This window comes from Pseudomonas sp. Root562, from assembly GCF_001427125.1.
Classification (GTDB): domain Bacteria; phylum Pseudomonadota; class Gammaproteobacteria; order Pseudomonadales; family Pseudomonadaceae; genus Aquipseudomonas.
The window spans coordinates 1-22,344 of sequence record NZ_LMGK01000022.1; the positions used below are offsets into that span (position 1 = coordinate 1).

General features: G+C 60.1%; 20 protein-coding genes. 12 read left to right on the plus strand and 8 right to left on the minus strand.

Annotation, left to right across the window (positions count from 1 at the left end; genetic code table 11):
• Window positions 1–67 precede the first annotated feature (67 nt).
• Together ASD60_RS29505 and ASD60_RS17825 are read left to right on the plus strand one after the other, a co-directional pair.
• Window positions 68–373 (plus strand): IS3 family transposase, encoded by a 306-nt coding sequence (locus ASD60_RS29505; protein WP_056855265.1) that lies wholly within the window; start codon window positions 68–70, stop codon window positions 371–373.
• Window positions 370–1,206: an IS3 family transposase gene (locus tag ASD60_RS17825; RefSeq protein WP_056855266.1), complete on the plus strand. Its 837-nt coding sequence runs from the start codon at window positions 370–372 to the stop codon at window positions 1,204–1,206. Before ASD60_RS29505 ends, ASD60_RS17825 begins: the two co-directional genes overlap by 4 nt.
• Window positions 1,207–1,378: 172 nt before the next feature.
• Here ASD60_RS17825 and ASD60_RS17830 read toward each other — a convergent pair whose 3' ends face one another.
• Together ASD60_RS17830 and ASD60_RS17835 are read right to left on the minus strand one after the other, a co-directional pair.
• Window positions 1,379–4,471, minus strand: coding sequence for an efflux RND transporter permease subunit (locus tag ASD60_RS17830; RefSeq protein WP_056855267.1), 3,093 nt, complete (start codon window positions 4,469–4,471; stop codon window positions 1,379–1,381).
• A 15-nt stretch (window positions 4,472–4,486) separates the two neighbouring features.
• The gene (locus tag ASD60_RS17835) at window positions 4,487–5,644 is read right to left on the minus strand and encodes an efflux RND transporter periplasmic adaptor subunit (RefSeq protein ID WP_056855268.1); all 1,158 of its coding nucleotides are present in this window, start codon (window positions 5,642–5,644) and stop codon (window positions 4,487–4,489) included.
• A 291-nt stretch (window positions 5,645–5,935) separates the two neighbouring features.
• Here ASD60_RS17835 and ASD60_RS17840 point away from each other — a divergent pair, with 291 nt between their 5' ends.
• Together ASD60_RS17840 and ASD60_RS17845 are read left to right on the plus strand one after the other, a co-directional pair.
• The gene (locus ASD60_RS17840) at window positions 5,936–6,637 is read left to right on the plus strand and encodes a response regulator transcription factor (protein WP_056855269.1); all 702 of its coding nucleotides are present in this window, start codon (window positions 5,936–5,938) and stop codon (window positions 6,635–6,637) included.
• Window positions 6,638–6,641: 4 nt separating this feature from the next.
• Window positions 6,642–7,940: an ATP-binding protein gene (locus tag ASD60_RS17845; protein WP_056855270.1), complete on the plus strand. Its 1,299-nt coding sequence runs from the start codon at window positions 6,642–6,644 to the stop codon at window positions 7,938–7,940.
• Between the two features lie 16 nt (window positions 7,941–7,956).
• Here the strand turns inward: ASD60_RS17845 and ASD60_RS17850 are convergent, their stop codons facing one another.
• From ASD60_RS17850 to ASD60_RS17860, 3 genes are read right to left on the minus strand one after another with little or no spacing between them, the layout of a single operon-like run.
• Window positions 7,957–8,718, minus strand: coding sequence for an anti-sigma factor family protein (locus ASD60_RS17850; RefSeq protein ID WP_056855271.1), 762 nt, complete (start codon window positions 8,716–8,718; stop codon window positions 7,957–7,959).
• Window positions 8,715–9,215: an RNA polymerase sigma factor gene (locus ASD60_RS17855; protein ID WP_201783979.1), complete on the minus strand. Its 501-nt coding sequence runs from the start codon at window positions 9,213–9,215 to the stop codon at window positions 8,715–8,717. The genes ASD60_RS17850 and ASD60_RS17855 overlap by 4 nt, the downstream gene beginning before the upstream one ends.
• 54 nt (window positions 9,216–9,269) lie before the next feature.
• Window positions 9,270–9,803, minus strand: coding sequence for a tetratricopeptide repeat protein (locus tag ASD60_RS17860; RefSeq protein ID WP_056855272.1), 534 nt, complete (start codon window positions 9,801–9,803; stop codon window positions 9,270–9,272).
• 339 nt (window positions 9,804–10,142) lie between these two features.
• Here ASD60_RS17860 and ASD60_RS17865 point away from each other — a divergent pair, with 339 nt between their 5' ends.
• The gene (locus ASD60_RS17865) at window positions 10,143–10,955 is read left to right on the plus strand and encodes a crotonase/enoyl-CoA hydratase family protein (RefSeq protein ID WP_056855273.1); all 813 of its coding nucleotides are present in this window, start codon (window positions 10,143–10,145) and stop codon (window positions 10,953–10,955) included.
• A 6-nt stretch (window positions 10,956–10,961) separates the two neighbouring features.
• Window positions 10,962–11,792: an NAD(+) diphosphatase gene (gene nudC / locus ASD60_RS17870; protein ID WP_056855274.1), complete on the plus strand. Its 831-nt coding sequence runs from the start codon at window positions 10,962–10,964 to the stop codon at window positions 11,790–11,792.
• Here the strand turns inward: nudC and ASD60_RS17875 are convergent.
• The 3 genes from ASD60_RS17875 to ASD60_RS17885 form a co-directional block, all read right to left on the minus strand.
• Window positions 11,760–12,539, minus strand: coding sequence for a TSUP family transporter (locus ASD60_RS17875; RefSeq protein ID WP_056855275.1), 780 nt, complete (start codon window positions 12,537–12,539; stop codon window positions 11,760–11,762). The genes nudC and ASD60_RS17875 overlap by 33 nt on opposite strands.
• Before the next feature lie 848 nt (window positions 12,540–13,387).
• Complete coding sequence (locus tag ASD60_RS17880; protein ID WP_056855276.1) at window positions 13,388–13,864, minus strand: nuclear transport factor 2 family protein; 477 nt, start codon at window positions 13,862–13,864, stop codon at window positions 13,388–13,390.
• Between the two features lie 55 nt (window positions 13,865–13,919).
• A complete protein-coding gene (locus ASD60_RS17885; protein WP_056855277.1) occupies window positions 13,920–14,483 on the minus strand; it encodes a TetR/AcrR family transcriptional regulator in 564 nt (187 codons plus the stop codon).
• A 214-nt stretch (window positions 14,484–14,697) separates the two neighbouring features.
• Here ASD60_RS17885 and pssA point away from each other — a divergent pair, with 214 nt between their 5' ends.
• From pssA to ASD60_RS17915, 6 genes are all read left to right on the plus strand, one after another.
• The gene (pssA, locus tag ASD60_RS17890; RefSeq protein ID WP_056855278.1) at window positions 14,698–16,041 is read left to right on the plus strand and encodes a CDP-diacylglycerol--serine O-phosphatidyltransferase; all 1,344 of its coding nucleotides are present in this window, start codon (window positions 14,698–14,700) and stop codon (window positions 16,039–16,041) included.
• A 107-nt stretch (window positions 16,042–16,148) separates the two neighbouring features.
• Window positions 16,149–17,165: an AraC family transcriptional regulator gene (locus ASD60_RS17895; RefSeq protein ID WP_056855279.1), complete on the plus strand. Its 1,017-nt coding sequence runs from the start codon at window positions 16,149–16,151 to the stop codon at window positions 17,163–17,165.
• 254 nt (window positions 17,166–17,419) lie between these two features.
• Window positions 17,420–19,084 (plus strand): AMP-binding protein, encoded by a 1,665-nt coding sequence (locus ASD60_RS17900; RefSeq protein ID WP_056855280.1) that lies wholly within the window; start codon window positions 17,420–17,422, stop codon window positions 19,082–19,084.
• Between the two features lie 16 nt (window positions 19,085–19,100).
• Entirely contained in the window at window positions 19,101–19,862 is a 762-nt protein-coding gene (locus tag ASD60_RS17905; RefSeq protein WP_056855281.1) for an SDR family NAD(P)-dependent oxidoreductase, read from the plus strand.
• A 12-nt stretch (window positions 19,863–19,874) separates the two neighbouring features.
• Entirely contained in the window at window positions 19,875–21,068 is a 1,194-nt protein-coding gene (locus ASD60_RS17910; protein WP_056855282.1) for an acetyl-CoA C-acyltransferase, read from the plus strand.
• 146 nt (window positions 21,069–21,214) lie between these two features.
• Window positions 21,215–22,342, plus strand: coding sequence for an acyl-CoA dehydrogenase (locus ASD60_RS17915; RefSeq protein ID WP_056855283.1), 1,128 nt, complete (start codon window positions 21,215–21,217; stop codon window positions 22,340–22,342).
• Window positions 22,343–22,344 lie beyond the last annotated feature (2 nt).

Below are 22,344 nucleotides of genomic sequence, written 5' to 3' on the forward strand. Positions count from 1 at the left end.
GCTGAACTGGCCTAATAATTCCGGTCACCTCTTAAGGGCGATATGATTTCGCCAACTTGGAGGTTCCATGAACGAAAGAAAGGTCTACACCCGCGAGTTCAAACTGCATGCTGCGAGCATGGTGCTTGATGATAACTGCCCGGTTCCAGAGGTTTGTGCTTCGCTGGATATCGGGCCCACCGCTTTACGGCGCTGGGTTGATCAGGTTCGTAAGGAGCGCGAGGGCCGGTCAGTTGAAGGCACCAAGGCGATTACTGACGATCAGCGCCAAATCCAGGAGCTAAAAGCCAAGATCAAGCGCATGGAGATGGAAGCTGAAATCTTAAAAAAGGCTACCGCTCTCTTGATGTCGGATCCCGATCGTTTCCGATGATCGTAGAGCTAAGAGAGTCATTTCCGACGGCCGTGGTGTGTCGTGTTTTCGGTGTGAAGCGCAGCAGCTTTTATGAGTGGATTCAGCGGCGATCCAAGCCGCGGATCAGACGTGAAGAACTCAGGATGAAAGTCGTTGAGCTGCACAGTGAAAGCCGCGAAGCCATGGGCTCCAGGATGATCAGCGAGGGCCTGAAATCGCAAAATATTGCAGCAGGAAGGAGCCTTGTCCGAGCGCTGATGAGGGAAGCCAACATTGTCAGTAAACAACGCCAGCCGCATCCATTTAGATCCAAAGGCGTGGAGGCATTTGTCGCGCCTAATCGGCTCAAACGCAACTTCAAACCGACTGCAATCGATCAGGTTTGGTGTGGCGACGTTACCAGCCTGATGGTGGGCAAACGCTGGATTCATCTGGCCATCGTGATCGATTTGTATGCTCGCAGGGTCATTGGTTGGGCTTTTTCTCTGGTCAATGACGCCAACCTGGTCAGCAAAGCGCTACGCATGGCGACAGCTGTACGAACGTGCCCTCCAGGGCTGATGTTTCACTCAGACCAAGGATGTCAGTACACCAGTCGCAAGTTTCAAGAAGAACTGACCCGCCACAGCATTGTGCAAAGCATGAGCCATCGGGGACAGTGCTGGGACAACGCTCCAACAGAGCGTTTTTTTGGCACGCTGAAGTCAGAGTGGGTACCTCGCAACGGCTACAGCCTGATCGAGGAGGCAAAAACGGACATGGTGCGTTTCTTCATGTACTACAACCGCACCAGGCTCCACAGCTACAACAACTATCTGTCGCCGATAGCCATGGAGCAAAAAGCGGCATAAACACCGTAATCGGTGTCCGGGATTACTTGACCAGTTCANAGGCTCCACAGCTACAACAACTATCTGTCGCCGATAGCCATGGAGCAAAAAGCGGCATAAACACCGTAATCGGTGTCCGGGATTACTTGACCAGTTCAAGCCCGCTCCCACAGGGATTTGTGTTGGGTCAGGTTTATTTGTGGCGTTTACGCACCAGTTTCATCACCACCACAAAAAACACTGGCACAAACAGCACCGCCAACGTCGCGCTGATCATCCCGCCGATGACCCCGGTGCCGATGGCTTGCTGGCTCGCCGAGCTGGCGCCGGTGGCGATCGCCAGGGGCACCACGCCGAGGATGAATGCCAGCGATGTCATCACGATGGGCCGCAACCGCAGGCGTGCCGCTTGCAAGGTGGCGTCGAGCAGGTCGTGGCCTTCGTCGTACAGGCTCTTGGCGAACTCGATGATCAGGATCGCGTTCTTCGCCGACAGGCCAATGATGGTGATCAACCCGACCTTGAAGAACACATCGTTGGGCATCCCGCGCAGGGTTACCGCCAGCACCGCACCGAGCACACCCAGCGGCACCACAAGCAGCACCGACGTCGGAATCGACCAGCTCTCATACAGCGCCGCCAGGCACAGGAACACGATCAGCAGCGACAACCCGAGCAGGATCGGTGCCTGGCTGCCGGAAAGGCGTTCCTGCAACGACAGCCCGGTCCATTCCTGACCCAGTCCCACAGGCCCCAATGCCACCAGCCGTTCGATCTCGGCCATGGCTTCGCCGGTGCTGTGGCCGGGTGTCGGTTCACCGGAAATGGCCACTGCCGGGTAACCGTTGTAGCGGGTCAATTGCGCCGGGCCTTGAATCCATTTGGCCTGGACGAAAGCCGAGAGGGGTACCATTTTTCCGCTGTTGTTTCGCACGTGGATCTTCAACAGGTCGTCAACCTGACTGCGTTGGTCGCCCTCGGCCTGCACCACAACGCGTTGCATCCGCCCTTGATTGGGGAAATCGTTGATGTAGGTCGAACCGACGGCAGTGGACAGCACGCTGCCGATGTCGGCAAAGGACACGCCCAAGGCATTGGCCTGTTTGCGGTCGACGATCAATTGCACCTGCGGCGCTTCGGCCAGGGCGCTTTCGCGCACGTTCATCAGGATCGGGCTCTTTTCGGCGGCCGCCAGCAACTCGCTGCGGGCCTGCATCAACGTGGCGTGGCCGAGGCCGCCGCGATCCTGCAAGCGGAACTCGAAACCGCTGGAGGTACCGAGGCCGTCCACCGGAGGCGGCAGCACAGAGAAGGCCATGGCGTCCTTGATCTGGCTCAGGGCGATGTTGGCACGATCGGCAATCGAGCTTGCCGAGTCATCGCTGCCACGTTGCGACCAATCCGTGAGTGTCGAGAACGCCAGCGCCGCGTTCTGCCCGCTACCGGAGAAGCTGAAACCGAGAATCACCACGCTGTCGCCGATACCCGGCTCACCAACGTTATGCGCTTCGATCTGTTCTGCCACCTGCACGGTACGGTTCTTGGTAGCGCCGGGCGGCAACTGAATGTCGGTAATGGTGTAGCCCTGATCTTCCACCGGCAAAAACGAAGAGGGCAGGCGCGCGAAGCACAATCCCAGACCCACCAGCAGCACACCGTAGATCAACAGATAGCGGCCGGTGCGTTTGAGGGCATAGGCGACCCAGCCCTGATAGCGGTCGGTCAGTTGCTCGAAACGACGGTTGAACCAGCCAAAGAATCCGCTTTTTTCATGATGCTCACCCTTGGCGATCGGTTTGAGCAGGGTCGCGCACAGCGCCGGGGTCAGGGTCAGGGCGAGGAACGCCGAGAACAGGATCGAGGTGGCCATCGACAGCGAAAACTGCCGGTAGATCACCCCGACCGAACCCTGCATGAATGCCATTGGAATAAACACCGCGACCAGCACCAGGGTGATGCCGATGATCGCCCCGGTGATCTGCTTCATGGCTTTGCGCGTGGCGTCCTTGGGCGACAGGCCCTCGTTGGCCATGATTCGCTCGACGTTCTCCACCACCACAATGGCGTCGTCGACCAGGATACCGATGGCCAGCACCATGCCAAACATGGTCAGCACGTTGATCGAGAAACCCAGGGCGAGCATGGTCGCAAAGGTGCCCATCAGCGCCACCGGCACCACCAGCGTCGGGATCAGCGTGTAGCGGATGTTTTGCAGGAACAGAAACATCACGGCGAACACCAGCAACATCGCCTCGCCGAGGGTGTAGACCACTTTGGTGATGGAGACTTTGACGAACGGCGAGGTGTCGTAGGGAATCTTGTATTCGACGTTCGCCGGGAAGTAGCGCGACAGCTCGTCCATCTTCGCCCGCACCAGGGTGGCGGTGTTGAGGGCATTGGCGCCGGGCGAGAGTTGCACGCCGACAGCGGTCGACGGCTTGCCGTTCAGACGCGTGGAAAACTGATATTCCTGGCTGCCGATCTCGACCCGCGCGACATCGCCGATGCGCACCGTCGAGCCATCGGGATTGGCCTTGAGCACGATGTCGGCGAATTCTTCCGGCGTCGATAACTGGCCTTTGACCAGAATGGTCGCGGTGATTTCCTGGCTGCTGCGGCTCGGCAAATCACCGATGCTGCCGGCCGAGACCTGGGCGTTCTGCGCGACGATGGCCGCGTTGACATCGGCCGGGGTGAGGTTGAAACCGATCAGCTTCTGCGGGTCGATCCAGATGCGCATCGCTCGTTCGGCGCCATACAGCTGCGCCTTGCCGACGCCGTCCAGGCGCTTGATCTCGTTCATCACGTTGCGCGCCAGATAATCGCTGAGCGCCACGTCGTCGAGCTTGCCGTCGCTGGAGGTGAGGGTGATCAACAACAGGAAACCGGCGGAGACTTTTTCTACCTGCAAACCCTGCTGGTTCACCGCTTGCGGCAGACGCGACTCCACGGCTTTCAGGCGATTTTGCACATCCACCTGGGCCATCTCCGGGTCGGTGCCGGGCTGGAACGTCGCCTTGATCGTGGCGCTGCCGAGGCTGCTTTGCGATTCAAAATACAGCAGGTGATCAGCACCGTTGAGTTCTTCCTCGATCAGGCTGACCACGCTTTCGTCCACGGTCTGCGCTGAAGCGCCCGGGTACACCGCGTAGATTTCGATTTGCGGCGGCGCGACATCGGGGTACTGCGCCACCGGCAACTGCGGGATGGCCAGGGCACCGGCCAGCAGGATGAACAGGGCGACCACCCAGGCAAACACCGGGCGGTCGATAAAAAACTGCGGCATATACAAGCGTCCTGCTTACTGGCCAGAAACCTGGGCAAGTGGAAGAGGGGAGTCGTCGATCTGCACTTTCTCGCCGGGGCGGGCATGTTGCAGGCCTTCGGTGACGATGCGGTCGCCCGGTTTGAGACCGCGGGTGACGACCCAGCGGTCGTTCTGCACCTGGCCCAATTCCACCGGTTGCTGGCTGATGCGCTGTTCAGCGTCGAGCAGCAGCACTTGCGCGATACCGGCGCTGTCGCGCTGGATCGCCCGCTGCGGCACGCTGATGCCTTGTTGATTGACCGCTTGGTCCAGGCGCACGCGCACGAAACTGCCGGGCAACAGGTCAAGGTCGGGGTTGGGGAATTCGCTGCGCAAAATGATCTGGCCGGTACCCGGGTCGACCGTGATATCGCTGAACAGCAATTTGCCCGGCAACGGATAGAGGCTACCGTCGTCCTGAATCAGCGTGGCTTTGGCCTGTCCTTGACCGACTTCTTCAAGCTGGCCGGAGCGGAATGCGCGGCGCAGGTCATTGAGTTCACGGGTCGATTGGGTCAGGTCGGCGTGAATCGGATTGAGTTGCTGAATCAATGCCAGCGGCGTGGTTTCGTTCTGCCCGACCAGCGCGCCTTCGGTGACCAGCGCACGGCCGATGCGTCCGGAAATCGGTGCGGTGACGGTGGCGTATCCGAGGTTCAGCCTGGCACGTTCAACCGCAGCTTTGCTGGCGGCGACATCGGCGGCGGTCTGCCGTGCGTTGGCCCGCGCATTGTCGTAATCCTGACCGCTGATGGCCTTGTCGTCGATCAACTGGGCGTAGCGCTGTTCCTGCAGTTTCGCCTGGAACGCATTGGCTTCGGCTTTGCGCAGCGCGGCTTCGGCGCTATCGAGGTCAGCCTTGAACGGCGCCGGGTCAATGCGGAACAGCACGTCGCCTTTTTTCACGTCGCTGCCTTCGCGGAAGGTGCGTTGCAGGACCACGCCCGCCACTCGGGCACGCACTTCAGCAATGCGCGGCGCGGCAATACGCCCGCTCAATTCGCTGCTGATCGACAGCGGTCGGGCTTCGATGGTTTCGATGCGAACGCTGGCCAAGGGTGGCTGTTCCTCGGCGATCGAGGACTTGTCGCACGCGCTCAACGTCAACGCCAGGGCCAAAAGGCTCAGCCTGGCAAGCAGTTTCTTTGACATGAATTACCCCAATAATGACCCCCAGCATCCTACTGGGCGTCGGCGAGGGTAGCGGTGAAGCTTTGTAGGCGCTGTGTGAAATTGTGTAAGGGTTTTACTCAGGAGTGTGTGTGGGCGTATATCCTTCAAGCCTTGAATCTTTTTGCGCCTGTCAGGCCGCTATCGCTGGCAAGCCAGCTCCCACAGTGGTTGAGGCTGCACACACAATTTGTGTTCACATCAGACCCTGTGGGAGCTGGCTTGCCAGCGATTAGGTTCTGACTGGCGCCACTGCACTTCTGGAAACACCCCATGCCCAACATCCTCCTGGTCGAAGACGACACCGCCCTCGCCGAACTGATTGCCAGCTATCTGGAGCGCAACGGTTATTCCGTCAGCGTGATCGGCCGCGGTGATCATGTGCGCGAGCGTGCGCGGCTCAATCCGCCGGACCTGGTGATCCTCGATCTGATGCTGCCAGGCCTCGATGGCCTGCAAGTCTGCCGCTTGTTGCGTGCCGATTCGGCGGCGCTGCCGATTCTGATGCTCACCGCCCGCGACGACAGCCACGATCAGGTGCTGGGGCTGGAAATGGGCGCTGACGATTACGTCACCAAGCCGTGCGAACCGCGGGTTCTGCTGGCACGGGTGCGCACGTTGCTGCGGCGCAGCAGCCTCAGCGAGCCGCAAACCGCCAACGACCGGATCCTCATCGGCAATTTGTGCATCGACCTGTCCGAGCGCACCGTGACCTGGCGCGGTCAGTCGGTGGAAATGTCCAGCGGCGAGTACAACCTGCTGGTGGTGCTGGCCCGGCATGCCGGTGAAGTGCTGAGCCGTGACCAGATCCTGCAACGCTTGCGCGGCATCGAATTCAACGGCACCGACCGCTCGGTGGACGTGGCGATCTCCAAGCTGCGGCGCAAGTTCGACGACCACGCCGGCGAGGCGCGCAAGATCAAGACCGTGTGGGGCAAGGGTTACCTGTTCAGCCGTTCCGAGTGGGAATGCTGAGGCCATGTTCAGAATCCTCTTTCGTCTGTACCTGGTGACCATCGTCTCGTTCAGCGCGGCGATTTACCTGGTGCCGGACCTGGTGATCAAGGTTTTCCACGACCGATTCATCACTTACAACCTCGATTACTCCCGAGGCTTGCAAACCCTCATCGTCAAACAATTCAAAGCCGTGCCGACCGAGCAGTGGCCCGCGCTGGCAGCGGAAATGGACGGTGAGTTCAAACCGTTGCACATTGTGCTCAGCAGCATGGATGACCCCGGGCTGTCCATGGATGAGCAGCAACGTTTGCAGCGTGGTGAGAACGTGGTGCGCGTGGGCGATTGGGGCTGGCGTACCCTGGCGGTGGCGCCGCTGAATGAACGCACCGTGGTGCACATGGTGGTGCCGCCGGATCCGATGGATGTCAGCCTGTTGTACTGGAGCATCAACGTGCTGATCGGCGCGACCATGCTGGCGTGCCTGTTGCTGTGGTTGCGCCCGCACTGGCGCGATCTGGAACGCCTGAAAAGCGCGGCTGAACGTTTCGGCAAGGGCCATCTGAGCGAGCGCACGCAGATTGCCCAGAGTTCCAACATCGGCAGCCTGGCCAATGTGTTCGACACCATGGCCGGCGACATCGAAAACCTGTTGAACCAGCAGCGTGACCTGCTCAATGCGGTCTCCCATGAATTGCGCACGCCGCTGACACGCCTGGACTTCGGCCTGGCGTTGGCGCTGTCCGATGACCTGCCAGCCGCCAGCCGTGAACGCCTGCAAGGATTGGTCGACCACATCCGCGAACTCGATGAGTTGGTGCTGGAGCTGTTGTCCTACAGTCGCCTGCAAAATCCGGCACGGATACCGGAGCAGGTCGAGGTGTCGCTGGACGAATTCATCGACAGCATTTTGGGCAGTGTCGATGACGAACAATCGCCAGACATCGTCATCGACGTACTGCTGCATGGTCAGCTCGAACGCTTCACCCTCGACCCGCGGCTGACTGCCCGCGCACTGCAGAACCTGTTGCGCAACGCCATGCGCTACTGCGAAAAACGCATCCAGGTCGGCGTCCAGGTGTGTCCCAAAGGCTGTGAAATCTGGGTAGATGATGACGGCATCGGTATTCCGGACGACGAGCGCGAACGAATCTTCGAACCGTTCTATCGGTTGGATCGCAGTCGTGATCGGGCTACGGGCGGGTTTGGTCTGGGGCTGGCGATCAGTCGCAGGGCGCTGGAGGCGCAGGGTGGCACGTTGACCGTAGAGGCCTCGCCGCTGGGTGGGGCGAGGTTTAGGTTGTGGTTGCCGACGCCATCCTGAAACGACTCTTGCAGGGTTATGCGCTGAGCCGGCCGCGCAGTGATTTGGCCATGCCTTCCAGGTCGGTCATGGAATTACGCCCGATCAGCATCCACGCGTGTTGCATATCCGCCCAATAGACAATGTTCATGCCATGTCGACGCTCCCGGGCGATAGGCCGGCTGCCGCTGTTGGAGCGGGTGATGCATAGCGCCAACGGGCCGTGGAGCGGATCGAGGTAGGTGATCTGGGCAATAGGCACGCCATCGTATTCAAGAATTTGCGCACGCTTGAGTTCGGCGCGAGGCAAGGCCAGTTGCGCCGGCGCAATGTTCAGGTCCAGGCTGGCCTCGATCGTGCGCAATTGCGTGCGCTGGGTGGCTTCATCGTTGGGCAAATGGTCGAGGGTTTGCGGAATGTACAGGACCATGTAGTCAGCCACCAACTGGCGCCAGTTGTCGTTCTGCTGACTGGCTTGCCAAGCGAGGAACAGACGATCCGCCAGCACACCGGTCACCAGAAATCCGGCTGCCGCCGCGAGAAACCTGCGCCGATTGAGGGGCTGGCGGGCGGGCGATGGCAGGGTATCGAGCATCGCTTGCAGACGATCCACCGGGGCCTGTCGTTCCAACTCGTCGTAGGCCGACTTGAACGGCAGGCTGCTGCGGTTCAGCCATTGCAGGCGCAGGCCGAGCATCGGGTCTTCGGCCACGGCGGCGTCGATGCGCTGGCGTTCCTGGCTATCGAGCTGATTGTCGAGGTACGCCACCAGTTGCTCGTCCGTGGGGTTCACGTTCATCGACGTTCTCCGTGAGTGGAGGGGTTCGGTACAGCTTGCAAGGGCGGGTACTCGGCCAGTTTGGCCCGGGCAGTGGCCAGGCGGCTCATTACGGTACCGATCGGCACTTGCAGGACTTCGGCGACTTCGCGGTAGGACAAGCCTTCGACATAGGCCAGGAACACCGTTTCGCGCTGGGTTTCCGGCAGCGCATCGACCCGGCGGATGACTTGCGCCGCCATGACATGGGTTTGCGCTGCATACTCACCGTCGAACGACAACACCTGTTCACCCTCTATCGTGCCTTGCCCCTGACGCACCCGGCGCGCGCGTATTTCATTGAGCCAGATCGAATGCAGAATGCTCATCAGCCAATGGTCCATGCGCGTACCCGGCGCAAACTGCGCGGCCCGTTCCAGCGCCCGCACGCAGGTTGCCTGCACCAGGTCTTCGGCGACATGCCTTTGTCGGGACAACAGCAACCCGTAACGCCACAATCGCGCCAGATGCTGGCCCAGTTCTGCCCGTATTGCCTGATCGCTGGCGATAGCGACCTCCGCGTATTCGATAAGTCAGGTTTTCGATGAGTCGTTGATGGCTTCGGCCAGGTCCTGGTATTCCTCGCAAGTGGTATTGCCGCATATCGATTTGATCTGCTGCAACTGCTCCTGTGCGAGAGCCAGTTGACCCTTGATCACGTAGGCTTCACCCAGGTACTCGCGGACCTGTGCGTAGTGAGGATCGAGTTTTACCGATTGCAGGTAATAACCGATACCTTCGTCGGTGCGCCCCAGTTTACGCGTGGCATACCCTCGATAGTTCAAAGCCTTGGCGGTATCGGGCTGCTTGAGCGTATCGAGCAGCGCCAGGGCCTCCTCATAGCGCCCGTGTTTGGCCAGTTGATAGGCGTAATCGGTGCGGTCGGCGTCCGAGACAAGCTTGCTGGTTTGCTTGACGCATTTCTGCGCCTTGGTATCGAACACCTGATCTCTGGGGCACTGCGGCTTGGCGGGTGTGTCTTCCTCGCCGTTGGCCCATGCCTGTGAACCGGACAGCACGACAGCAAGCATCAACGGTGCCGAAAGAATCGAAAAGCGGCTATTCATCGGTAAAGCTCCATGGCTGTCAGGGTTGTGGCATCGAACGGACCGAAAGAGACTGTCATGATGTGAACACGCCAGCGCGAACAATTATTCATTGGTATGTGCTGTTTTAAGAAAAGCACAAATCAGGTGCCAGTGCGGCCTGTCGCTAGCAGGCTGACTCTCACTTCGGACCTGCGGCGTACACAAAACCCTGTGGGGCTGGCTTGCCAGCGATGAGGCCCGGCAATACGCCAAATGACTTGAGTTGGTCCCGCTTTTGGCCGAAACCCTGCCTTACTGCCCGCCATCACGCCTTGGTATAGTTCAGGCCTCTTTTTTGCCCGGTAAAGGATCACTAGCATGTCTCAATACACCGCGTTCACCGTCGAACTGGTCGATAAAATTGCTCATGTGCAGATCAATCGTCCGGAAAAGATCAACTCGATGAATGCTGCGTTCTGGAGCGAAATCGTCGAGATTTTCCAGTGGGTCGATGACACCGACGAAGTGCGCGTGGTGGTCCTCAGCGGCGCAGGCAAGCATTTCTCCTCGGGTATCGACCTGATGATGCTGGCCGGCGTGGCCAATGAATTGGGCAAGGATGTGGGGCGCAACGCTCGCCTGCTGCGCCGCAAGATTCTCAACCTGCAAGCGTCCTTCAACGCCGTCGACAATTGCCGTAAACCAGTGCTCGCGGCCATTCAAGGGTATTGCCTGGGCGGTGCCATCGACCTGATCGCCGCGTGCGACATGCGTTACGCCGCCGAAGACGCACAGTTCTCGATCAAGGAAATCGACATCGGCATGGCCGCCGACGTCGGCACGCTGCAACGCTTGCCGCGGATCATCGGTGACGGCATGCTGCGTGAACTGGCTTACACTGGTCGCACTTTCGGCGCCGAAGAAGCACGCGGCATGGGCCTGGTCAATCGCGTCTACAGCGACACTGCCAGCCTGCTCGACGGCGTCATGGGCATCGCCCGGGAAATTGCGAGCAAGTCGCCGATTGCGGTCACCGGCACCAAGGCGATGATCAGCTATATGCGCGATCACCGCATTGATGACGGTCTCGAATACGTCGCCACCTGGAACGCCGCCATGCTGCAATCCACTGACTTGCGCGTGGCCATGGCCGCCCATATGAGCAAACAGAAACCCGAATTTCTGGATTGATTGAAAATGACTTCACGCTGGACCACTGCAGTACTGGACACCGACCAACCCGGCGGCTGGGCCGTGGCGCGCAGCCCGGAAGGCTTTATGTTCGATGACAATGGCGCGCTGTTTCCCCGTGAATGGCTCAAGCGTCAGGACTTGTCGATTCTCGCCGAGCACGGCATCGGCCACCTCGACGGTGAACCGGTGTACCTGCTGGAGTTGCGCAGTCACAGCGAAGTGCCGGGTTGCAACTGGAAGGGCCTGCGGGCGTTCATGCTTGAAGGCGATCACACGCTGTACAAGGTGCTTGGTTACGCAGCGCAGATTGGCACCTGGGCCCGTGAGCATCGTTTTTGCGGTAACTGCGGCCAGGCCATGACACAAGTGCCGCGCGAACGGGCGATGTATTGCCAGCCGTGCGATTTGCGCAGCTATCCACGGATTTCGCCGAGCATGATCGTGCTGGTGACCCGGGGTGATGAAGTGCTGCTGGCACGTTCGCCACGGTTCGTCAGCGGGGTCTACAGCACCTTGGCGGGGTTCGCCGAACCGGGGGAGTCGGCTGAGGATTGCCTGATTCGCGAGGTGCGGGAAGAGGTGCGGATCGAGGTGAAGAACATCCAGTACATGGGCAGCCAGTGCTGGCCGTTCCCGCATTCGATGATGCTCGGCTTTCATGCCGAATATGCCGGTGGGGACATTGTCTGTCAGGAAGACGAGATCGAAGACGCCCAGTGGTTCAACGTGCACGAGCTGCCGCCGTTGCCGGCGTCACGCTCGATTGCCCGTTACCTGATCGATGTCTACGTGGCCCGGCGATTAGGCCACGCTGAACCAGTGTTGCCAGGCTAGCCGCACGGTCAGCCCGAGCACCACGGTGATGAACACCGGACGTATGAACTTTGCACCGCCGCTGATGGCGGTGCGGGCGCCGAAGAACGCGCCGACCATCAACGACGAGCCCATGCTCAGGCCGATGATCCAGTCCACCTGACCGGAAAAAATGAAGATCGACAGCGCCGCCGCGTTACTGACGAAGTTCATGCTGCGTGCTACGCCACTGGCCTTCACCAGATCGATGGGGTAGAGCAACAGGCTGCTGACGGTCCAGAACGCCCCCGTACCGGGACCTGCCACGCCATCATAAAAACCGAGGCTGAAACCCTGGGTCGATTGCCATTTTTTCTTGATGGGCGCGTTGTTGTCTGACGGCGCTTTCGGCGTGCCGCCAAACAACAGATATAGACCACAGGCAAAGACGATCACCGGCAGCATCTTGTTCAGCCACTCGGCGGGCAGGTAATGCGCGACCACCGCACCGCTCAGCGCGCCGACCAGGGTGCCGACAATGGCGTGTATCCATTGCCCTGGATGAAACAGTTTGCGGCGATAGAAGGTAAAACTGGCGATGGCCGAGCCGAAAGTCGAGCTGAGTTTGTTGGTGCCCAGCACCAGGTGCGGCGGCAGGCCAGCGGTGAGCAAGGCCGGGGTAGTCAACAGGCCACCGCCGCCGGCAATGGCATCGATGAAACCGGCAACAAAAGCGACTGCGGCCAGAATGGCCAGGGTGGTGAGGTCAACGCTGAGTTCGAAAGGCATGGAATCGGCTTAATCGGCGGGTGCAGCAAAGGGCTGCGGGGAAGGGCCGATATCTTACCTATATCCAGGTTCTGCGGCGACTGGTCTGGCCCTGTCGTCGGAGCGCCTGGGACGCAAAGCGTCCCGGGCTGCGTTCCCACGCAGAGCGTGGGAACGATCATTAAAGGGTCAGCAAGCTCGCGCCTGCATTTGGAGCGGCGTTTTCTGATCGTTCCCACGCTCTGCGTGGGAATGCCTCAAGGGACNGTGGGAACGATCATTAAAGGGTCAGCAAGCTCGCGCCTGCATTTGGAGCGGCGTTTTCTGATCGTTCCCACGCTCTGCGTGGGAATGCCTCAAGGGACGCTCAGCGTTCCAGTGGCACGCAAAGCGTCCCGGGCTGCGTTCCCACGCAGAGCGTGGGAACGATCATTAAAGGGTCAGCAGGCTCACGCCTGCATTTGGAGCGGCGTTTTCTGATCGTTCCCACGCTCTGCGTGGGAATGCCTCAAGGGACGCTCAGCGTTCCAATGGCACGCAAAGCGTCCCGGGCTGCGCCTGCATTTGGAGCGGCGTTTTCTGATCGTTCCCACGCTCTGCGTGGGAATGCCTCAAGGGACGCTCAGCGTTCCAATGGCACGCAAAGCGTCCCGGGCTGCGTTCCCACGCAGTGCGTGGGAACGATCATTAAAGGGTCAGCAAGCTCGCGCCTGCATTTGGAGCGGCGTTTTCTGATCGTTCCCACGCTCTGCGTGGGAATGCCTCAAGGGACGCTCAGCGTTCCAATGGCACGCAAAGCGTCCCGGGCTGCGTTCCCACGCAGAGCGTGGGAACGATCAATAGGCCACCGTGCTGGTTTGGAGCGGTGTTTACAAGCCCAGATCCGACAAGCCCGGGTGATCATCAGGGCGACGGCCCAGCGGCCAATGGAATTTGCGCTCGCTTTCCTTGATCGGCATGTCGTTGATGCAGGCAAAACGATGGGCCATCAATCCGTCCTCGTTGAACTCCCAGTTTTCGTTGCCGTAGGAGCGGAACCAGTTGCCAGAATCGTCGTGCCATTCATAGGCATAACGCACGGCGATGCGATTGTCGGTGAACGCCCACAGCTCCTTGATCAACCGATAATCCAGTTCCTTGGCCCACTTGCGCGTCAGAAAGCCTTTGGCTTCTTCTCGGTTGTAGGCGAACTCGGCGCGGTTGCGCCACCGAGTGTCCAGGGTGTAAGCCAGCGACACGCGCTCAGGATCGCGGGAGTTCCAGCCGTCTTCGGCGAGGCGGACTTTTTCGATGGCCGATTCACGGGTGAATGGCGGCAATGGCGGACGAACTTCGGCATTAGACATATCAAGTCTCCGTATACAATCAAGTTAAAACACGTTGTCGGGCTTGGTTAAGTTGTTACAGGTCCAATAACTTTCGCGCCATGCATTGCGCATTATCGGCGGCACTGTGATCACCCATGACAAGCGCCAAGGTAATGGCACCATCGATCAGGATCAGCAGCTGTCTGGCCAGACTCTGCGGATCCTTGGCACCATATTCGGTACACAGCTCGCACACGTAGTCGAGCAGCTTTTGTTTGTGGTCTTTGGCGACCAGCCGGACCGGGTCTTGCGGGTCGCCGGTTTCACCGCTGGTGTTAATGAACGCGCAGCCGCGAAAGCCTTCAGAGTCAAACCAGGACTTGAGCACGCTGAACAGATTGAGCAGGCGGTCCGCCGGGGTCCGGGCTTTGCCGACTTCAGTTCTGTACCAGTGCATCCAGCGTTCGTCACGGCGTTGCAGGGCGGCGACGACCAGCTCCTCCTTGTTGGCGAAGTAGCGGTAAATGCTCTTTCTGGAGACGCCGGCGGTTTTCACCAGAAGATCCATGCCAGTGGCAGCGATGCCACTTTTGTAGATCAACTTTTCGGTGACATCCAGAATGATGTCGCGTGTGTCATTGCTAGTGATTTCGTTCATGTGGCAAAGAGTAGAACGATCGTTCTTCTTGGTCAAATGTTTTTCCATTGCCCATAAAACCGCCATCGCTGGCAAGCCAGCTCCCACAGGGAAATGCGATCAACCTGTGGGAGCTGGCTTGCCAGAGATAGCGTCATTATGGACACCCACAAGACCCGAGCCGATCCATGGTGTAAGCTCTCAAACTCTCTGGATTCGACCCATTGCGAGCCCTATGCCGTCGCTTTTCAAACGCTCCCTGCTGCCTAAACTGCGCAGTTTTCCGCTGACCGCCGATGCCGTCACCTTCCTCAGCGGCGCCGCCGAGTTCCGTCGTTGCCTGCTGGAAAAAATCGCCAGCGCCACCCAGCGTATCTATATCGTTGCGCTGTACCTGCAACAGGATGAGGCCGGCCAGGAAATACTCGATGCCTTGCACGCGGCCAAACTGGCGCGTCCACAGCTGGACGTGGTGGTGGTCGTCGACTGGCTGCGCGCGCAGCGCGGTTTGATCGGTGCCGGCAAGCAACCGGGCAATTCGGCCTGGTATCAGGAGATGACCCGCACTCATGCCAGCGAAGTGCCGGTGTATGGCGTGCCGGTGCAAACCCGCGAGCTGTTCGGCGTGTTGCATTTGAAGGGCTTCATCATCGATGACTGCGTGATTTACAGCGGCGCCAGCCTGAACAACGTCTACTTGCACAAGCTCGACAAGTACCGCTACGACCGTTATCACCTGCTGCACAACCGTGCGCTGGCCGATTCCATGCACCACCTGGTTCAACACGGTCTGGTGGCTTCCAAAGCGGTGCATCGCCTCGACCTGCCGAACCTGCCGACCACCCGCAGCCTGCGCAATGACATCGGCGATCTGCGCAGCCGTCTCAAGCACGCTGCGTACGACACCACCCAGGGCTCCACGGACAAGAGCGGTCTGTCTGTCAGCCCGTTACTGGGCGTGGGCAAGAACAATCCGTTGAGCCGGGTGATTGGCGAGCTGATCGGCAGCGCCCAGCATCAACTGACCATCTGCACGCCATACTTCAACCTGCCATTGGCCGTAACCCGGGATATCAACCGGGCGCTGGCGCGGGGTGTGAAGATCGATATCGTGGTCGGCGACAAGACCGCCAACGATTTCTATATTCCACCGAGCGAACCGTTCAAAGTGATTTCGGCGCTGCCATATCTCTACGAGATCAGCCTGCGCCGATTCGCCAAGCGCCATCAGCGCAACATCGACAGCGGGCAGTTGAACCTGCATCTGTGGAAGGATGGCGACAACACCTACCATCTCAAAGGCATGTGGATCGACCAGCGTTACACCTTGCTGACCGGCAACAACCTCAACCCGCGAGCGTTTCGCCTCGATCTGGAAAACGCCTTGCTGATTGATGATCCAAAGGGCGAGTTGTTGGTGCCGCGCCGTACAGAGTTGGCGCAGATTTTCCAGCACACCCGGCGCATCGAGCGTTTTGGGGACCTGGAAACATTGCCGGACTACCCGGCGGGGGTGGCGAAGTTTCTCAAGCGTGTGAGCCGGGTGAGGGTTGAGCGGTTGCTGTACCGCATTCTTTGAATGTGTGGCGTGGCCACTGGCGCAATCGCGAGCAGGCTCGCTCCGATAGGGGATGCAGTGCGCTAAGATGCCCACCATTCAAACAAGATCAGGGCTTGTCTCGCTCAATGTCCGAAAAAGACACCATCTCCATCCAACTGGTGCGTGAAGCGCTGTTGCAAAGTTGCGCCCCGGGCGTTGTGACCGACGAGGTGTTGCACAAGGTCGGCATCGAGCCGTTGTTGTTGAACAGCAGCACCGCACGGGTTCCCGCTACAGCGTACGCTCGACTTTGGCGCTTGCTGGCGCGGCGCGGGGACGATGAGTTTTTCGGCATGGACCCGCGCAAGCTCAAGTCCGGCAGTTTCGAATTTCTGTGCCGCTGCGCCATGATTCAGCCGAATGTCGCGGCGGGCCTGACCAGCGGCCTGGGCTTTTTGTCTTTGATGCTCGAATGCACGCCCGCCGAGTTGGTGCGCCAGCAAAGCCTGGCGGAAATCGTACTGCTGGAAAACCACCACGAGCCGCGCCGCGCCTTTACCTATTTCACTTACTGGATGATCGTGCACGGCGTGGCGTGCTGGTTGGCGGGGCGGCGGATTCCGATCCTGGCCATCGAATTGCGCTGCCCCAGGCCGGACTTCTGTGATGACTATCAGGTGATGTTCTCCGAAAACCTGCGGTTCGACCGTCCACGCACGCGGATGATTTTCTCTGCCGATTGCCTCGATCTGCCGATCAAGCGTACAGCGGAAGAACTCAAACGCTTCCTGGCCCATGCGCCGGCCAACATCCTGGTCAAGTATCGCGATCCGCAAAGCCTGGCCAGCCGTATCAAGCACGACCTGCGGCAATTGCCCGCCGAGCAATGGCCAGAAACCGAAGCGCTGGCACAACGCCTGTGCATGTCCGCTTCGACCCTGCGGCGCCGCTTGGCCGAAGAAGGTCAGACGTATCAAGCGCTCAAGGACAGCGTGCGCAAGGAACTGGCGATTGTCTGGCTGGCCGAGCCGAGCATCAGCTTCGCCGAGATTGCCACACGGCTGGGTTTTGCCGATGCGAGTTCGTTCTACAAGGCGTTTCGCAAGTGGTCGGGGTCCAATCCGGGTCATTATCGGAGTTTGATTCTCAACGAAGCGAGCTAGACACTGATCGTTCCCACGCTCTGCGTGGGAATGCCTCAACGGACGCTCCGCGTTCGGCTTTGGATGGGACGCAGAGCGTTCCGGGGGGCATTCCCACGCGGAGCGTGGGAACGATCATTGCGCCAGGTGGGATCTTGGCCAAACCAGTCAAGCAACTTGATAACTTTGACCATTGCCCCGCACACCGTGCAGAGCGAGTATTTCCCTGTTGTTTACGGTTCCCCCAACCAATAAAAAACAAAGGGATTCTGGCAATGCGCGATTACTTGTCTGCTGTTTCACAGTTCGATTATCAGCACACCGTCGACGCTGCACTCGCGGGCGATCTGACCGCCCTCAATGCCTGCGTCGAATGTTGCGACCGGCATGCGTTGCCCGGGCGGATCGCATTGTTTTGGGAAGGACGCGACGGCGCCAGCGCCACGTACACCTTCACCGATCTGCAAGACAAAGCCGCGCGCTTTGCCAATTTCCTGTTGGCCCAAGGCGTAAAAAAAGGCGACAAGGTCGCCGGCCTGTTGCCACGTAACATCGAATTGCTCATTACCGTGTTTGCCACCTGGCGCATTGGCGCGGTCTACCAGCCGCTGTTCACCGCGTTCGGCCCCAAAGCCATTCAACACCGCCTCGGCTGCTCCGGCGCCAAAGTGGTGGTCACCGACGCGGTCAATCGCTCAAAACTCGCCGAAGTCGCCGAATGCCCGACCATCGTCACCGTCGCAGGCGCAAAAGGCCAAGGCATCGTACGGGGCGATTTCAGCTTCTGGGCCGAACTGGCCAACTATTGCAACGATTGCGAACCGGTGATGCTGAGCGGCGAAGACCCGTTCCTGCTGATGTTCACCTCCGGCACCACCGGCCCGTCGAAAGCGCTGTCGGTACCCCTGAAGGCCATCGTCGCGTTCCAGAGCTACACCCGCGACGCCGTGGATCTGCGGCCCGAAGACGCATTCTGGAACGTTGCCGACCCGGGTTGGGCCTACGGCATCTATTTCGGTGTCACCGGGCCGATGTCGATGGGGCATCCGATCACGTTTTACGATGGCCCGTTCACCCTCGAAAGCACCTGCCGTGTCATCAACAAATACGGCATCACCAATCTCACCGGCTCGCCGACCGCTTATCGTCTGTTGATCGCCGGCGGTGATGAGTTCGCCAAGTCGATCAAGGGCAAGCTGCGCATTGTCAGCAGCGCCGGTGAGCCGTTGAACCCGGAAGTGATCCGCTGGTTCGCCGATCAGCTTGGCGTGGTCATTCATGACCACTACGGCCAGACCGAACTGGGCATGGTGCTGTGCAACCACCACGCACTGGAACATCCGATCCACATGGGCGCCGCCGGTTTTGCCTCGCCGGGTCACCGCATCGTGGTGCTCGATGATGAATACAACGAACTGGGTGTCGGCCAGCCGGGCATTCTGGCGATCGACCGGACCCAGTCGCCAATGTGCTGGTTCGCCGGCTATGAAGGCGCACCGACCAAGGCCTTCGTCGGTCATTACTACCTGAGCGGCGACACCGTCGAGTGGAATCCGGATGGCAGCATCAGCTTCGTCGGCCGTAGCGATGATGTGATCACCACTTCAGGCTACCGCGTCGGCCCGTTCGACGTGGAAAGCGCGCTGATCGAACACCCGGCGGTGGTCGAAGCCGCGGTGGTCGGCAAGCCCGATCCGGAACGCACTGAGCTGGTCAAAGCCTTCGTCGTGCTCAGCGCGCAATATCGTGCCGCGCCGGAGTTGGCCGAAGAGCTGCGCCAACATGTACGCAAGCGCCTGGCGGCGCACTCGTACCCCCGTGAAATCGAATTTGTCAGCGAATTGCCGAAAACCCCAAGCGGCAAATTGCAGCGCTTTATCTTGCGCAACCAGGAAATCGCCAAGGCTCAAGAGGCCGCGGCGAAGAACGTTTCAGCTTGAATCCAAGGAAACAATGATGCAGATCCAAAACAAGGTTTTTCTCGTCACTGGCGGCGCGTCCGGCCTCGGTGCCGCCACCGCTGAAATGCTGGTCGCCGCCGGCGCCAAGGTGATGCTGGTGGACATGAACGCTGAAGCTGTCGCGGCGCAGGCCCAGCGCCTGGGCGCGCAAAGCGTGGTCGCGGACATCAGCAACGAAGCAGCGGCTGAAGCGGCGGTGCAGGCCACGGTCAAAGCCTTCGGCGGCCTCAACGGTCTGGTCAACTGCGCCGGCATCGTGCGTGGCGAGAAGATCCTCGGCAAAAACGGTCCGCACGCGCTGTCCAGTTTCAGCCAGGTGATCAACGTCAACCTGATCGGCAGCTTCAACATGCTGCGCCTGGCCTCGGCGGCGATTGCCGAAACCGAAGCGGACGCCGATGGCGAGCGTGGCGTGATCATCAACACGGCGTCTGCTGCGGCATTCGACGGCCAGATCGGTCAGGCGGCGTATTCGGCATCCAAGGGGGCGATTGTCAGCCTGACCTTGCCGGCCGCACGGGAGCTGGCGCGCTTCGGCATCCGGGTGATGACCATCGCCCCGGGCATTTTCGAGACGCCGATGATGGCCGGCATGACCCAGGAAGTGCGCGATTCCCTGGCGGCTGGCGTGCCGTTCCCGCCGCGCCTGGGCAAACCTGCCGAGTATGCATCACTGGTCCGGCATATCATTGAAAACAGCATGCTCAATGGCGAGGTGATCCGTCTCGACGGTGCCTTGCGCATGGCCGCGAAATAAGGAGGATTTGTCATGAGCCTTTCCAACGATCCAATTGTCATCGTCAGCGCCGTCCGCACCCCGATGGGGGGTTTCCAGGGTGAACTGAAAAGCCTGACCGCGCCGCAACTCGGCGCGGCCGCGATCAAAGCCGCTGTGGAGCGCGCCGGTGTCGCCAGCGATGCCGTCGATGAAGTTTTATTCGGCTGCGTACTGCCAGCCGGTCTCGGCCAGGCCCCGGCGCGCCAGGCGGCGCTGGGCGCCGGGCTGGATAAATCCACTCGCTGCACCACCCTCAACAAAATGTGCGGCTCGGGTATGGAAGCGGCCATCCTCGCTCACGACATGCTGGTCGCCGGCAGCGCCGAAGTGGTCATCGCCGGGGGCATGGAAAGCATGTCCAACGCGCCGTACCTGCTCGACCGCGCCCGCAGCGGCTATCGCATGGGCCATGGCAAGGTGCAGGACTCGATGTTCCTCGACGGCCTGGAAGACGCCTACGACAAGGGCCGCCTGATGGGCACTTTTGCCGAAGACTGCGCCGAAACCAACGGCTTCAGCCGCGAAGCCCAGGACGCCTTCGCCATTGCCTCGACCACTCGTGCGCAACAGGCGATCAAGGACGGCAGCTTCAAGGACGAAATCGTTCCGCTGACCGTCATGGTGGGCAAAGAACAGGTGACGATCAGCAATGACGAGCAACCACCGAAGGCCAAGCTGGACAAGATCGCCTCGCTCAAACCGGCGTTCCGGGACGGTGGTACGGTCACGGCGGCGAACTCCAGTTCGATCTCCGACGGTGCGGCGGCGCTGGTGCTGATGCGCCGTTCCGAAGCTGACAAGCGTGGTTTGAAACCGTTGGCGGTGATCCACGGTCACGCGGCGTTTGCCGACACGCCGGGCCTGTTCCCGGTGGCACCGATTGGCGCCATCAAGAAACTGATCAAGAAGACCGGCTGGTCGCTCAATGAAGTGGATCTGGTGGAAGTCAACGAAGCCTTTGCCGTCGTCGGCATGGCCGCAATGACCCATCTGGAAATCCCCCACGAGAAACTCAACGTGCACGGCGGCGCTTGTGCTTTGGGCCACCCGATCGGTGCGTCCGGCGCGCGCATTGTGGTGACGTTGCTTTCGGCCCTGCGCCAGAAAGGCCTGAAGCGTGGCGTTGCGGCCATCTGCATCGGCGGCGGCGAAGCTACGGCAATGGCTGTGGAATGCCTGTACTAACCGCGGGACCTCTGTAGGAGCGAGCCTGCTCGCGATGAACGCAAGGGCACCACGTTTATCCAGGCAGCCCGCGTCATCGTTAACCTCCATCGCGAGCAGGCTCGCTCCTACAGGTTTTTGTGCTTCAACCCAATTAAGGACTTGTCATGATTCCCAATGACGACCAACAACAAATTCGCGACATGGCCCGGCAATTTGCCGAGGAACGGCTCAAACCATTCGCTGCCGAGTGGGACCGTGAGCACCGTTTCCCCAAGGAAGCCATCGGCGAGATGGCCGAACTGGGCTTCTTCGGCATGCTGGTGCCGGAGCAGTGGGGCGGTTGCGACACCGGTTACCTGGCCTACGCCATGGCCTTGGAAGAAATCGCCGCCGGCGACGGTGCCTGCTCGACCATCATGAGCGTGCACAACTCGGTCGGTTGCGTGCCGATCCTGCATTACGGCAACGATGAACAGAAAGAACGCTTCCTCAAGCCGTTGGCCAGCGGCGCAATGCTTGGCGCGTTTGCACTGACCGAACCCCAGGCCGGCTCAGACGCCAGCGGCTTGAAAACCCGCGCCAAATTGAACGGCGATCACTACGTGCTTAACGGCTGTAAACAGTTCATCACCTCCGGGCAGAACGCAGGCGTGGTGATTGTGTTTGCGGTGACTGATCCTGCAGCCGGCAAGCGCGGCATCAGCGCATTCATCGTGCCCACCGATTCGCCGGGCTACAAAGTCGCGCGGGTCGAGGACAAGCTCGGCCAGCATGCGTCGGACACCTGCCAGATTCTCTTCGAAGACGTAAAAGTCCCGCTGGCCAACCGCCTGGGTGAAGAGGGCGAGGGCTACAGGATCGCCTTGGCCAACCTCGAAGGCGGACGCGTCGGTATCGCCTCGCAATCGGTGGGCATGGCCCGCGCCGCGTTCGAAGCGGCCCGCGATTACGCCCGTGAGCGCGAGAGTTTCGGCAAACCGATCATCGAACACCAGGCTGTCGCGTTCCGCCTGGCGGACATGGCGACCCAGATCGCTGTAGCGCGGCAAATGGTGCATTACGCCGCTGCCCTGCGTGACAGCGGCAAACCGGCGCTGGTCGAAGCGTCGATGGCCAAGTTGTTCGCCTCGGAAATGGCCGAGAAAGTCTGCTCCTCGGCGTTGCAAACCCTGGGCGGTTACGGTTATTTGAACGACTTCCCGCTGGAGCGGATCTATCGCGACGTGCGGGTGTGTCAGATTTACGAAGGCACCAGCGATATTCAGCGCATGGTCATTTCGCGCAATCTTTGAAG

Coding starts and splice junctions, on each gene's coding strand:
- pssA (WP_056855278.1), top strand. CDS start 14,698: ATGCCGTCGCTTTTCAAACGCTCCCTGCTGCCTAAACTGCGCAGTTTT.
- ASD60_RS17885 (WP_056855277.1), bottom strand. CDS start 14,483: ATGAACGAAATCACTAGCAATGACACACGCGACATCATTCTGGATGTC.
- ASD60_RS17845 (WP_056855270.1), top strand. CDS start 6,642: ATGTTCAGAATCCTCTTTCGTCTGTACCTGGTGACCATCGTCTCGTTC.
- ASD60_RS29505 (WP_056855265.1), top strand. CDS start 68: ATGAACGAAAGAAAGGTCTACACCCGCGAGTTCAAACTGCATGCTGCG.
- ASD60_RS17910 (WP_056855282.1), top strand. CDS start 19,875: ATGAGCCTTTCCAACGATCCAATTGTCATCGTCAGCGCCGTCCGCACC.
- ASD60_RS17905 (WP_056855281.1), top strand. CDS start 19,101: ATGCAGATCCAAAACAAGGTTTTTCTCGTCACTGGCGGCGCGTCCGGC.
- ASD60_RS17840 (WP_056855269.1), top strand. CDS start 5,936: ATGCCCAACATCCTCCTGGTCGAAGACGACACCGCCCTCGCCGAACTG.
- ASD60_RS17850 (WP_056855271.1), bottom strand. CDS start 8,718: ATGAACGTGAACCCCACGGACGAGCAACTGGTGGCGTACCTCGACAAT.
- ASD60_RS17860 (WP_056855272.1), bottom strand. CDS start 9,803: ATGAATAGCCGCTTTTCGATTCTTTCGGCACCGTTGATGCTTGCTGTC.
- ASD60_RS17865 (WP_056855273.1), top strand. CDS start 10,143: ATGTCTCAATACACCGCGTTCACCGTCGAACTGGTCGATAAAATTGCT.
- nudC (WP_056855274.1), top strand. CDS start 10,962: ATGACTTCACGCTGGACCACTGCAGTACTGGACACCGACCAACCCGGC.
- ASD60_RS17880 (WP_056855276.1), bottom strand. CDS start 13,864: ATGTCTAATGCCGAAGTTCGTCCGCCATTGCCGCCATTCACCCGTGAA.
- ASD60_RS17895 (WP_056855279.1), top strand. CDS start 16,149: ATGTCCGAAAAAGACACCATCTCCATCCAACTGGTGCGTGAAGCGCTG.
- ASD60_RS17915 (WP_056855283.1), top strand. CDS start 21,215: ATGATTCCCAATGACGACCAACAACAAATTCGCGACATGGCCCGGCAA.
- ASD60_RS17830 (WP_056855267.1), bottom strand. CDS start 4,471: ATGCCGCAGTTTTTTATCGACCGCCCGGTGTTTGCCTGGGTGGTCGCC.
- ASD60_RS17875 (WP_056855275.1), bottom strand. CDS start 12,539: ATGCCTTTCGAACTCAGCGTTGACCTCACCACCCTGGCCATTCTGGCC.
- ASD60_RS17835 (WP_056855268.1), bottom strand. CDS start 5,644: ATGTCAAAGAAACTGCTTGCCAGGCTGAGCCTTTTGGCCCTGGCGTTG.
- ASD60_RS17900 (WP_056855280.1), top strand. CDS start 17,420: ATGCGCGATTACTTGTCTGCTGTTTCACAGTTCGATTATCAGCACACC.
- ASD60_RS17825 (WP_056855266.1), top strand. CDS start 370: ATGATCGTAGAGCTAAGAGAGTCATTTCCGACGGCCGTGGTGTGTCGT.